The sequence below is a fragment of the Mucilaginibacter humi genome (assembly GCF_013087555.1).
This window is the reverse complement of record NZ_JABFCR010000019.1, coordinates 1-12,254: the sequence shown is the minus strand read 5'-3', so window position 1 is coordinate 12,254 and position 12,254 is coordinate 1. Positions and strand designations below refer to the sequence as shown.

Genomic DNA, 12,254 nt, shown 5'->3' with positions numbered 1-12,254 from the left:
ATGACATGATTAATTACTTACTTATACTTCCAGTGCCTTGTCTTTCCTTCGGCTATCCACTCTAAAGCGGTTTCCATGCGCTTTAGGCGGGTGGGTTCAGTTTTAGCTTCTGTTATCCATTCCGTACTCGCGTTTGCAGGATGGGCTAAATGCTTGAAATACGGTGTTAGCTTTCGGATTTTCATGTAACGCGGCTATAAAATAATCGGGCGGCAAAATTTCGGCTTTTGGCTTTGGCGTGGCAGACCTGCCCGGCGCTATTGACTTGGCCTTGCCATCTTCATTTAATGCAACCGCCTGTTTAATATAATCCAACATTATCTCGTCGGGCGGCAGGTCAGCGATGGTAGTAATACGCCCAAACATGCCGGCCGAATCCTTCTCGCCTACAATTTGTATATAGCCGTGCTCGTCCTTAATCTGGGTGCTATTCCACAACCCTACTGCGCAGTGTTGCTTAAAGGCCGCCATGTTGCCAACTATCCCTTTATACTCAAAAAATGGGTGACCCCATTTGATATTTTCGGTAATATGTGGCGACGCGGCATGCATCAACTCCCTAACATACCTTAATATAGGCTGTGCAAAGGCAGGCTTTTTGTTAATATAGTCGTCTATGCGTGGATCGTATTGCATCATAGCACCAAGATAGAAATTTTATTATTTAGTTACCCAACCGTTCGCAGATCTCGGTAACAGACTTACTGATCGGCTTAAATTCAATGCCAATAGCCGCTTTAATTTTACTGTTATCAAAATCACGGTATTGCACAGCCGATTGCGCGGCGATCTTATCAATAGCCGGTGGTTTACCGGTTATTAAGCTGGCAAGTTTGGCGCCGCGCCAGGCCAGTTCCATCATCCGGGGCTTGGCCAATATTGCAGGTGGTTGTATTTTAAAACCAGCGGCTATGGCGGCAGTCATATCCTTATAATGCCAGTTCTCGGCGCTAATAATATAACGCTCCTCCGCGATATCGCTTTCCATTAAAGCTATCATACATTTTGCAACATCAGCCACATCAACAAAACCTGACGTGCCATCGGTATAAAATTTAAGCCCCTTACGTACCGTTTCAAAAAGTTGCCCGCTGCCTAACGTGCCGGCATTTGGGCCAATAATTAATGATGGATTAACGATAACCGCATTCAACCCCTCGGCAATGCCGCGCCATACTTCCATCTCGCTTTCCAGTTTTGATATGGCATAGCCGTCGTTTTCGGTGCTTATTTCTAAATGATGATTTTCGGTGATCAATTCGCCCGGCTTTGCCTGACCTATAGCGGCTATCGAGCTTACGTGCACCAGTTTGATAGCTCTATCCAAACATAAGTTAACCAGATTGGCGGTACCCTTCACATTGGTACGGATCATGGGGATCTTATCCGCTTGTTTTAACGATACCCGTGCCGCGCAATGATAGACCTGCGTTACCCCCTCTAAAGCTTTCTCTAAAGCAAAAATATCCAGCAGGTCGGCGTCAACCCATTCTATTTGCGTATAAGGCACGAGCAGCAGGGGGATAACAGACTTTATCCGTTTAGTGCAACGGATAGCTTCACCCCTATCGGCTAATTGCTTAGCTAATTCCGACCCTAAAAACCTGTTGCACCTGTTATTAATATCATTATTGTGGATATGCAAATGTGCAGATAGATATGTGGATATGCAAATGTGCAGATAGTTCCGGGCCACTATGCAATTTAAAATAATTTCGCTTACTTTATTCTAACATAATAACATCATGAAAGCCTCCGGAAAAATATTTTTAGCTCTACTATTATTTATTCCCGTTTTTGTACATGGGCAGCAAAAAAAAATCACAGCCTAATATCCTGATTATTTTGTCTGACGATCTGGGTTATCATGATGTTTCTTATTATAACACACCGGATGTCCGGACGCCAAATATCGATCAGCTTTGTAAGCAGGGAATCCGCTTTGATAATTTTTACGCCAACTCGCCGGTTTGTTCGCCAAGCCGTGCTTCGCTGCTTACCGGCCGTTATCCTGAGATGGTGGGTGTACCCGGGTTGATCAGGAACCAGCTTACAGACAATTTTGGCTACATGACGCCCGGTATTCAACTATTACCCGCCTTGCTAAAAAAGGCCAATTATAATACGGCCATCGTGGGCAAGTGGAACTTAGGTTTAGAAACTCCTAACCTGCCTAACCAAAAAGGGTTTGATTATTTCCACGGCTGGCTGGATGATATGATGGAAGATTACTGGAAACATACCCGTAACGGCATCAACTTCCTGCGCGAGAACGATAAGGTAATTACTCCCGAAGGCCACGCAACCGACCTGTTTACGCAATGGGCTATAGCTTATCTGAACAGTCAGAAAAATAGCAGTAATCCGTTTTTCCTGTACCGGCATATACCGCGCCACATACGCCTATACAACCTACTCCTGAATTTTTAGCCAAAGTAAAAGCGCGCGAACCCAATATATCAGATAAGCGGGCAAAGTTGGTAGCCCTGATAGAACAAATGGACGACGGCATTGGCCAGTTATAAAAACATTAAAAGCCAATGGAGCCTACGATAATACCATCATTATATTTTTGAGCGATAACGGCGGTCAGCTGGAAACTGCTGCGAATAACGGGAATGTGCGCGATGGCAAAGGCACCATGTATGAAGGCGGCATTAAAATACCGGCTTGTATAACCTGGCCGGGACATATAACCCCGGGTACACAATCGGCCGAGCGATTGTTATTGATGGATGTTTACCCGACATTGGCCGAAATTACCGGCGTTGCTATCGATCATAAAATTGATGGGGTAAGCTTTGCATCCATATTAAAAAATAGCAGCGCCAAGCTGGCACCTCGACCACTATTTTTTATCCGCCGTGAAGGCGGCGGCTATGGAGCGAAAATATCAAACGCTATAATAAATGGGGATTTAAAACTATTGCAAAACACCCCAACCCAACCATTTGAATTATACGACCTGGCTAAAGATCCGCTTGAGCAACATGACCTTGTTAAGACAGAGAACGACAAGCGGGTAGTACTACACCGCCTGCTGATGAAACAGGTGCAAAGGGGTGGCAGCGTTCCATGGCAGAAGCCGGAAGATAAATAATGAATACCCCGCTAATTAATTAAACGACTGCCTAAACTCCAGCGGCGAAACATTAGTTTTTGTCTTGAATAACTTACTGAATGATTGCGGGTGCTCAAAGCCTAACTGATAGGCAATCTCGCTTACCGAGAGGCCAGTGGTAGATAGTTTTTCTTTGGCCCGTTCTATCAGGATATCATGCAGGTGTTGCTGCGTGCTTTTGCCGGTTAGGGCCTTAAGTGATCCGCTTAAATAACCGGGCGAAACGTTTAAGGTTTCGGCAATATAGGCAACAGTTGGCAGGCCTTTTGTCGCTAAAACATCGCTGTTAAAATATGCGGTGAGTGTATCCTCCAATCTATCAAGCAATTGGTGGTTAGCTATTTTACGGGTGATGAACTGGCGATGATAGAAACGGTCAGAATAATTGAGCAGTAACTCCAATTGGGCAATGATAATGTCCTGGCTAAATTTATCAATGTTAGCTTGATATTCCTGCTGGATATTTTGCATGATACCCGAAATTATTGTTTCTTCTTTTTCTGAAAGGAACAACGCCTCATTAGCGGCGTAACTAAAATACTCGTATTGTTTAATGGTTTTGGCCAATGGCGTATTCCACAAAAAATCAGGATGGATAAGCAGCATCCATCCTGATTGCTTTGATTGTGTATCTTCCAGCAATTCTATCCTGAAAACTTGTCCCGGCGACATAAAAAACATAATGCCGTCATCAAAATCATACTCCTGCTGGCCATACTTTAATTTGGCGTTGAAATTCCGCTTAAGCGCGATGGAATAAAAATCCTTCACCAGTGTTACCTCGTTGGCCGGGATCTCTTTAACATCCTCGACATTAATAACGCTGATAAGAGGGTGTTCCGGTTTGGGCAGGCCCCTGAATTTGTGGAACTCGCTTATAGTTTTAAACCGGTGAATTTTAACGTTTGGCATAACCCAATATACTTATTTTTGATGATAAACCGCCGCAAATTCCTTCGCGAAATCTGTCATTTTTGTTCTACCTAAAATGGGGCGGTTGCGGAAATAATCTTCAGCCAATAAACCCGTGTGCAGGCTGGCATACATTTCAACCAAACCGGCAGCTATTTTAGGGTTCATACCAAAACCTGTTAAGCTATCTAAAACCTCTTCGTCGGTAACTGCAACCCATTGCAGCTCTGGTTTGCCTATGGCAGCGCCTAATATAGCCGCAACTTCATTACCGGTAAGCTCTTCGCTGCAAACATAACGAATCTTTCTGCCGGTAAACGTCGACTGTAATTCTTCAGCCACAGCCGAAGCAATATCAATTGGCGAAACCCAGGGGAACAATATCACCATAGCCATAATTTGTAGCTATTACACCCTGGTTCTTTATCATCGGCAAATAGCTGTATAAATTATAATAGAACGATGTTGGGCGCATGTGGGTGATAGCAACATCAGCAGGCAAGCCATCCGAGATTTCCGCCAGGTCATGCGCGCCGATTAAAATGCCCGAGCCTTTTTCTAAATGCGCGCCAATGGTGCTTAGGTTAACCACACGTTTTACACCCGACTTCGCGATAGCAACAGCATAATTTTGCCCCAACCTGCGATAATAAGCATGCAGATCAAGGCTATGATCGAAGTAATTATTTGGCGGCACCATGCAATACACGGCATCGGCCCCGGTAAAAGTGGCTGTTAAAAAATCAACGTCTTCTAATGATCCTATCGCAGCCGTTGCGCCTAACGCTTCAATCGCTTCCTGTCTATCCGCATTACTGCTGATAACTACTACCTCATGCCCTTTTTGTACTAATTCTTTTATTAAAGGCAAACTGATATGCCCTAACGATCCTGTTACTATGATCTTCATATTTTTCCTTTGTTATTGATGTGATACAAAGGTGCGCAGGTCCGCAACGGCAGATGTAGCCAAATCAACTGTTGTTGTAGCCAAAATCAGACAGGGCCGTGTGCGTTGTCATGGTGAGCCTGTCGAACCATAGGTGCGAAGCTTTCATTAACTTTTCATCCTAAATTCTTATCTTCGCTGCCCTAAACAGCATTGTTTAAAAGTTTATGAAATTATTAGAAGGAAAAACCGCGTTAATAACCGGAGCGTCAAAAGGAATTGGGCGCAAAATTGCCGAAAAGTTTGCCGAGCACGGCGCTAATGTGGCTTTTACTTATTTATCATCTGTTGAAAAAGGCCAGGCCCTTGAGCAGGAACTGCAAAGCTTTGGCACCCGGGTAAAAGGTTACCGCAGCGATGCTTCAAAATTTGACGAAGCAGAAAAACTGATCAATGATATTATTGCCGATTTTGGCACATTGCATATTGTAGTTAACAACGCCGGAATTACCAAAGATGGTTTGCTAATGCGTATGACTGAAGAGCAATGGGATGACGTTTTAACTGTTAACCTAAAATCTATTTTTAACGTTACCAAAGCGGCATCAAAAATTATGATGAAAAACCGCGATGGTGTGTTCATTAACATGAGCTCGGTTGTTGGGGTTGATGGTAACGCGGGCCAATCAAACTACGCGGCTTCCAAAGCAGGTATCATTGGTTTCTCAAAATCAATGGCCAAAGAGTTAGGCTCGCGTAATATCCGTACCAACGTTATTGCCCCGGGTTTTATCCGTACCGAAATGACCGAGGTGTTAGACCCTAAAGTGGTTGAGGGCTGGGCAGCATCCATCCCGCTTAAACGTGCCGGTGAAACCGAAGATGTGGCTAACGCCTGCGTATTCTTAGCGTCAGACATGGCAACCTACATTACCGGCCGGGTTATCCCGGTTGATGGCGGAATGCTGTAGGTAGAGATTAGAGGTTGGTGATTAGAGATTAGGCTTGGCGGGAAAAGATGTGAGCAAGGTGTCATGCTGAGGCTCTCGAAGTATGAGCGCAAAGGCCTTTCAAATAAATATTTAAAACAGCATATTTGGTAATACAGATATGCTGTTTTTTTATGCGGATAATTTGGGCCTTATTACTTTCGATAATATTTCTTGGCAGTTGCCGTGAACCTGAAAAGAAATATCCTATTCCGAGTAAAAAAGATATAAATGAAGTAATTAAGACTGTTATTACACAGCAAACTATTGTTACCAGGTTTGATTCAACAGGAACTGCTGTAACTGGAAAGCCCGGCAGTGGTCATTTTAATTCATTAGACAACTTTCCTCTAAACATTGATTTAACAAGGCCCCGGAGTAAGGGAGATATGGCTATATTTCATATGGACGCCGAAAGCCTCTTTAGGCCGTTAAAGCACCCCAATTTTATGAATGCCGATTCATTGTATATTATTTTCCGGCCCATCTCCCAAAAGGGTTAAAAATTGATACTGCCGGTATAACAAACGCTATATTTACCAGTGAGGAACAGGTGCGAACTATAAAAAAAAGAAAGGCAGGCACGAATATTTTTCTTTCTACTATTATCAGATGTCGAGGCCATTATTTTCGTTAGATCAAAAACAAGCCTATGTAGTAATGGACCTTTATTATAATTACATGGCTGCAGAGAGCTATGCGTTTTTTGAAAAAAGATAAACGGTAAATGGGTAATTCTTTGGCAAGATGAAAATGGAATGACCTAACCCTTATCAACATTATTACACCAAACATTCACAATATTTTCGCATTTTGCAATGACAACGTAAAACGTATTACGTAACACGTACAACCTTTAAAATGCTGCTATTTTCAATCACTTGGGGTACTGTTTCCGGCTGGTGGGCGCCTGTTTGCCTGCTGTTGGGTGTACTGTATGCCTGGCTGATGTACCGGCAACCGGTAAACTTGTCTAACAAATTCAGGTATGTGCTGGCCGCCGTCAGGGCGATAGTGGTTTTTTTGATCGCCCTACTGCTGGTATCGCCATTGGTACGGTCGACTAACTACAAACCGCAAAAACCGCTTATTTTAATAGCGCAGGATAATTCCGCATCTATCAATACATTTCATCCGGCGGGTTTTGAACCGGCTAAGTTTGTCGACGAGCTGGGCAAGCTAAAGCAACAATTAGGCGACGAGTACGAGGTGCAGGAATTTAACTTCGGGCATGACCTTAGCAATGGCCTGTCAAAAACTTTTAATAACAAGCAAACCAATATAGCCGCCGCTTTACGCCAGTTAAACGACAGGTTTGTTAACCAAAACATCGGCGCATTGGTATTGGCTACCGATGGTTTATATAACCAGGATGCCGACCCGCAATACGAGGCGCGTAACTTCAAAACCAATATCTACACCATAGCCTTGGGCGATACCATTGCCAAACGCGACCTGCTGATAAGCAACGTAAACTATAATAAAACCGCGTTCTTAGGCAACGATTTCGAGATAGAGGTATTGGCCCAGCCTACCAGAGCAAAGGCGAGACCATGCACCTGAGCATTACCGAAGATGGCCGCCAGGTAAGCGGGCAGATCATCCCGGTAACTAATGATGCTTTTAAAAAAATCCTGACCATTAAGTTAAATGCTGATAGAAAAGGCATCCATAAATTCAACATCAGCATTACGCCTGTAAAAAACGAGCTATCCACCCAAAACAACACCGAAACTATTTATGTGGAAGTGCTGGATGCGAAGCAAAAGATACTGCTGTTGTATGATGGCCCCCACCCTGATATTACGGTTATTAAACAGGCCATTGAGGCTAATAAAAATTACGAGCTAAAAGCAAGCCAGGTAGCAGATGTAGCGGGTTTAAAACTGAGCGATTATAGCCTGGTTATCCTGCATCAAACCATGCCGGCTGCATACGGCCAGCTTGGCGAACTGGTTAAAGGCAAAACACCCATCTGGTATTTATTGGGCGGGCAGGCTAACCTATCCAGTTTTAACGAAGCACAGAAGCTAACCCGCATAAGCGCGGGCAGGTTGGATATGCAGGAGGTCTTCGCCCAGCCCGCCGCCGAGTTTACCTCTTTTGTATTAACAGATTCCACGCTGCAAAAAATAAGCCGCATGCCGCCTTTAATGGCGCCGTTTGGCAGCTATACCGCGGCGGTTACCAACGGCGTATTATTTAAACAGCGCATTGGTTCGGTTACTACCAGTTACCCGTTGTTGTTGTTTGGCGATGATAATGGCCGCCGTATAGGCGTGCTTACCGGCGAAGGCCTATGGCGCTGGCAACTGGCCGAATTTGAAGCCTACGGCAACCACCATGCTATGGAAGAGTTATTCAGCCAGAGCGTGCAGTACCTTACCGCGAATGCCAACAGGCAGCGCTTCAGGGCCTACCCTGCAAAAAATATTTTTGACGAGGGCGAGAATGTATTGATAAACGCCGAACTGTATAATGACGCGCTTGAACTGGTTAACACGCCCGACGTACGCATAGAACTAAAAATACCGATGGTAAAAACTACAGCTTCCTCGGCCACCCGTAACGGGCAAAGCTACCAGCTGGATGCCGGCACCTTACCTGTGGGCGAATATACTTATGCCGCATCAACCAAATTAGGAAACCGAGTGTTTAATGCCAATGGGCAGTTAACCGTTAAACCGCTTAATCTGGAGATTCGCCAGAGTGCCGCCAACCACCAATTGTTAAGGAACCTGGCTAAGCAAGGCGGTGGGCAAATGTTATACCCATCGCAGATAAGCCGGTTGGCCGACCTGATCCGCAAGAACGAAAACATTAAAACCCCGGTGTATGAGGATAGCCATTATAACGATATGATAGATGTGAAATGGATCTTCGCGCTGATTGTTGCGTTTTTGGGGGTCGAATGGTTTTTACGCAAACGCGAAGGCGAAGTATAACCTACACTCTGCTGTAACATCCGCGACAATAAAAGCGGCGGACTGGTGCGATTCCCCTCTTGAGAGGGGGCGGAGGGGTGTGTCCTTTCGCGAGTATAACACACCCCCGCAACCGCATAGCCAACGCGCCCCCTCTCAAGAAGGGAACTTTGACGTTTAAAACAAATATTTAAAATCTTTAAAACGGTATTAGTTTTTCGGTAAACATTTCTATTTTTGTAGCAATAAAAAAATAAGCACTATGAGCTCAATGCAAGAAGCAAATTCAGAACGCCATTACATATTATTAGTAATTGCTATAGTTATAGGTTTAGTTGGCGTTTATTTACGCTTCGCGGACTTCAGACATGCATCAGCCGTTGCTAACGTTATATTAGCTATAGGCGCAGGCGTTGGTTTGAAAGCAGTGTTTACCATTATTAAGTAACTTATACTTTAACTTTAATATAAAAAGCGTCCTGCATTGTGTGCGGGACGCTTTTTTGTTCCTTGTCTTTTAGCTATTTAGGGCGATATTTTGAATCATTCAGTATTTTTTGCGCATCCTGGTTGTTCATTAATTGTTGCAGCGTAACATCGGGGTGACGGTCCATATATTCCCTTACAATTTGCCAGCCGGTCCATACACCTAATTTAGGCGCCGATTGGTTATGTTCGCCTAATTGCGGGGTAAACGGGGCTTCGTTAATGTAAGTTTGAATTTTCTGATCGTCGGTTTCGTACAACAGGTTTTGCTCTAAAAGGTATGCCCATATCGTCGATTTAAAATCTGTGCACCATTTGATTTGCTGGGTAGTATAGCCAATCTTTATCGAGTCGGCTACGTCTGGTAAAATTTGGTCCATAAAATAAAGTATCTTACCATTATACACCATTTTTGATAACAATGTTTTATCATTTTCACTTTCGGGAAACATGTCCTCACGGACAATACCCTCAACTACGCGCGGGGTAATATTTTCGGGTGTAAAGCGCCTTGAAATATAACGCGGGAACACTTCGGTTAAAGCCGGGTAAAACCTTGAATCGGCACCCGGAACAGGTCGAGCCCAATACCAAAATAACCATCGCCAACAGATGTCTGCGCTTTAAAGCCTGAGAAGTAGGCATAAACTTTTGGGATTTTCTGTTTGGGATAGTAGTACTTTATCCGTCTGAAAGCATCCGTTAATTCGGCCTCCTGTTTAGCCATATTGCCGGGATATACGGCATCAACATCATGTTTCAGGTCTAAGTACGCCCGGCCCTTAAAAACGTCGCGCAGGGTGTTAAAATAGGCCGTATCGTTAATACTGCCGGCCTCCAATATCTGTTGGGTATAATCGCGATAAAAGTCGCCATACTTTTGCACCATAAATATGGCTTGCTGCTCCATGGGTTTTGTACGCAAACCGTCAAAATCATGATCAAACCGTTCTATCTTAACATCAATTGGTATATTGCTGACGTCAACTTTTTTGTTTCGGCCGCAGGCTGTTAACAGCGCGCCGATAATAAAAATTAAATAAATTTGTTTGAACTTGTAGAAGGATGGTATCATTTTTATACTTTCAACAAATTTAATTTATTATTTGCATTTAGGTGCAAACGGATACTTAGAATATATTATGAAGATTGCTTTAGCCCAGCTTAACTATCACGTTGGTAATTTTGAGTCGAACACGGCGCATATTATCCAGAACATAAAAAAGCAAAGCAAAACGGGGCCGACCTGGTTGTATTTGCCGAGTTATGCGTTTGCGGCTACCCGGCGCGCGATTTCCTCGAGTTTAGCGAGTTTATCAACCAGTGCGAAATTGCCGCCCAACAAATCGCTGCCGAGTGTATTGATATTGCCTGCATAATTGGCTTGCCTATCCCTAACCATAAACCGGAGGGCAAGGACCTGAACAACTCGGCTTATTTTATTGAGAACGGAAAGGTAAAGGCAGTTGTAAATAAGGCCCTGTTGCCTAACTACGATATCTTTGACGAATACCGCTATTTTGAACCATCTACCGAGTTTAATTGCATTGAGTTTAAAGGCAAGCGCATTGCTTTAACTATCTGCGAGGACCTGTGGAACACCATAGAAAATCCGTTATATATTACCCGCCCAATGGATACGCTGATAAAGCAAAACCCGGATGTGATGATCAACATAGCCGCGTCGCCATTTGCGTATAACCATGATGAGGAACGCATAGCCATTTTAAAGGATAACGTAACCCGTTACAATTTGCCATTGTTCTATGTTAACCATGTAGGCGCGCAAACCGAGTTGATATTTGACGGCGGATCGTTAGTGTTTGATAATGCTGGTAACCTGGTTGATGAGTTGCCGTACTTTGAGGAATGCTTGACTTATTACACTTTGGATGACAACGGTGCGATAACTTTTGATCACCCGTCAACCTTAAAAGAACGTGAAAGTGATATCGCCCAGATACACCAGGCGCTGATATTAGGCATCCGCGATTATTTTCATAAGTCAGGATTTAGCAGGGCGATATTAGGATTGTCGGGCGGTATCGACTCAGCAGTTGTATGCGCACTGGCTGCCGAGGCTTTAGGTGCAGAGAATGTAATGGCGGTACTGTTGCCATCTAAGTTTTCAAGCGACCACTCGCTAAAGGATGCCGAGGACCTGGTAACTAACCCGGGGTTGCATGAGCGAGACCATCGCCATAAAAAATATTACCGAAGCATTTGAAACCGCCCTTCACCCGCAGTTTAAGGATTTGCCCTTCAACATAGCCGAAGAGAACATACAATCGCGCAGCCGCGCCATATTGCTGATGGCGATGTGTAATAAGTTTGGGTTTATCCTGCTAAATACCTCTAACAAAAGCGAGGCCGCAGTAGGCTATGGTACTTTATATGGCGATATGTGCGGCGGTATTTCTGTTATTGGCGACGTTTATAAAACGCAGGTGTTTGAGCTGGCGCGATATATTAACCGCGATAAAGAGATCATACCCGAAAATTCTATCGTCAAACCACCATCAGCCGAACTAAGGCCGGGGCAAAAGATTCGGACTCATTGCCCGAATACGATGTACTGGATAAAATTTTAGCCGAATATATCGAGCACCGCTGCTCGGCTGCCCAGATCATTAAAATGGGTTATGATGAAGCAACAGTACATCGCGCTATAAAACTGATAAACCTTGCCGAGCATAAACGTTACCAGACACCACCAATATTGCGGGTATCGCCAAAAGCATTTGGCATGGGCCGAAGAATGCCTATAGTTGGAAAGTATTTGCAGTAGACGATATACAAACGTTGTCATTTCGAAGCGTAGCGAGAAATCTTATACGAGCGAATTAGCAATGCGTATAAGATTTTTTCGCTACGCTCAAGAAAGAAGTTCTCACTCGTTCCTCGTTTCGAAATGACAAGCGGATTAGGTGTTA

10 protein-coding genes and 3 pseudogenes are annotated in these 12,254 nt (G+C 44.1%); 7 read left to right on the top strand and 6 right to left on the bottom strand.

Annotated features, from left to right (window positions below):
* Window positions 1-17: 17 nt before the first annotated feature.
* Together HK413_RS05520 and HK413_RS05515 are read right to left on the bottom strand one after the other, a co-directional pair.
* Window positions 18-636, bottom strand: a pseudogene (locus HK413_RS05520) (YdeI/OmpD-associated family protein).
* A 28-nt stretch (window positions 637-664) separates the two neighbouring features.
* A complete protein-coding gene (locus tag HK413_RS05515; protein ID WP_317169318.1) occupies window positions 665-1,696 on the bottom strand; it encodes an NAD-dependent epimerase/dehydratase family protein in 1,032 nt (343 codons plus the stop codon).
* A gap of 107 nt (window positions 1,697-1,803) precedes the next feature.
* Here HK413_RS05515 and HK413_RS19400 point away from each other — a divergent pair, with 107 nt between their 5' ends.
* Both HK413_RS19400 and HK413_RS19395 read left to right on the top strand, forming a co-directional pair.
* Window positions 1,804-2,430 carry a sulfatase-like hydrolase/transferase gene (locus tag HK413_RS19400; RefSeq protein ID WP_175269432.1) on the top strand — a complete coding sequence of 209 codons (627 nt, stop codon included), beginning with the start codon at window positions 1,804-1,806 and terminating at the stop codon, window positions 2,428-2,430.
* A gap of 91 nt (window positions 2,431-2,521) precedes the next feature.
* Window positions 2,522-3,100, top strand: a complete 579-nt coding sequence (locus HK413_RS19395) for a sulfatase/phosphatase domain-containing protein (RefSeq protein WP_175269452.1) — start codon at window positions 2,522-2,524, stop codon at window positions 3,098-3,100.
* Window positions 3,101-3,115: 15 nt separating this feature from the next.
* Here the strand turns inward: HK413_RS19395 and HK413_RS05500 are convergent, their stop codons facing one another.
* Genes HK413_RS05500 through HK413_RS16870 form a run of 3 tightly spaced genes read right to left on the bottom strand, consistent with a single transcriptional unit; the run spans window position 3,116 to window position 4,943 of the window.
* Window positions 3,116-4,033 (bottom strand): helix-turn-helix domain-containing protein, encoded by a 918-nt coding sequence (locus tag HK413_RS05500; protein ID WP_175269431.1) that lies wholly within the window; start codon window positions 4,031-4,033, stop codon window positions 3,116-3,118.
* Between the two features lie 12 nt (window positions 4,034-4,045).
* Window positions 4,046-4,375 (bottom strand): Rossmann-fold NAD(P)-binding domain-containing protein, encoded by a 330-nt coding sequence (locus HK413_RS16875; protein WP_246229851.1) that lies wholly within the window; start codon window positions 4,373-4,375, stop codon window positions 4,046-4,048.
* Between the two features lie 13 nt (window positions 4,376-4,388).
* Entirely contained in the window at window positions 4,389-4,943 is a 555-nt protein-coding gene (locus HK413_RS16870) for an NAD(P)H-binding protein (protein ID WP_246229848.1), read from the bottom strand.
* 206 nt (window positions 4,944-5,149) lie between these two features.
* Between HK413_RS16870 and fabG the strand changes: the two genes are divergently transcribed.
* From fabG to HK413_RS05475, 4 genes are all read left to right on the top strand, one after another.
* Window positions 5,150-5,893, top strand: coding sequence for a 3-oxoacyl-[acyl-carrier-protein] reductase (gene fabG, locus HK413_RS05490; protein ID WP_175269430.1), 744 nt, complete (start codon window positions 5,150-5,152; stop codon window positions 5,891-5,893).
* Window positions 5,894-6,772: 879 nt separating this feature from the next.
* Window positions 6,773-7,474, top strand: a complete 702-nt coding sequence (locus HK413_RS05485) for a VWA domain-containing protein (protein ID WP_175269429.1) — start codon at window positions 6,773-6,775, stop codon at window positions 7,472-7,474.
* The gene (locus HK413_RS05480; protein ID WP_175269428.1) at window positions 7,465-8,856 is read left to right on the top strand and encodes a hypothetical protein; all 1,392 of its coding nucleotides are present in this window, start codon (window positions 7,465-7,467) and stop codon (window positions 8,854-8,856) included. Before HK413_RS05485 ends, HK413_RS05480 begins: the two co-directional genes overlap by 10 nt.
* Window positions 8,857-9,097: 241 nt before the next feature.
* Window positions 9,098-9,283, top strand: a complete 186-nt coding sequence (locus tag HK413_RS05475; protein WP_175269427.1) for a hypothetical protein — start codon at window positions 9,098-9,100, stop codon at window positions 9,281-9,283.
* Window positions 9,284-9,356: 73 nt separating this feature from the next.
* Here HK413_RS05475 and gldB read toward each other — a convergent pair.
* Window positions 9,357-10,396, bottom strand: a pseudogene (gene gldB / locus HK413_RS22600) (gliding motility lipoprotein GldB).
* Window positions 10,397-10,463: 67 nt separating this feature from the next.
* Between gldB and HK413_RS05465 the strand changes: the two are divergent.
* Window positions 10,464-12,109: pseudogene (locus HK413_RS05465) on the top strand (NAD+ synthase).
* The last annotated feature ends 145 nt before the right edge of the window (window positions 12,110-12,254 follow it).

Coding starts and splice junctions, on each gene's coding strand:
- HK413_RS19400 (WP_175269432.1), top strand. CDS start 1,804: ATGGGCAGCAAAAAAAAATCACAGCCTAATATCCTGATTATTTTGTCT.
- HK413_RS05500 (WP_175269431.1), bottom strand. CDS start 4,033: ATGCCAAACGTTAAAATTCACCGGTTTAAAACTATAAGCGAGTTCCAC.
- HK413_RS16870 (WP_246229848.1), bottom strand. CDS start 4,943: ATGAAGATCATAGTAACAGGATCGTTAGGGCATATCAGTTTGCCTTTA.
- fabG (WP_175269430.1), top strand. CDS start 5,150: ATGAAATTATTAGAAGGAAAAACCGCGTTAATAACCGGAGCGTCAAAA.
- HK413_RS05485 (WP_175269429.1), top strand. CDS start 6,773: ATGCTGCTATTTTCAATCACTTGGGGTACTGTTTCCGGCTGGTGGGCG.
- HK413_RS05480 (WP_175269428.1), top strand. CDS start 7,465: ATGCACCTGAGCATTACCGAAGATGGCCGCCAGGTAAGCGGGCAGATC.
- HK413_RS05475 (WP_175269427.1), top strand. CDS start 9,098: ATGAGCTCAATGCAAGAAGCAAATTCAGAACGCCATTACATATTATTA.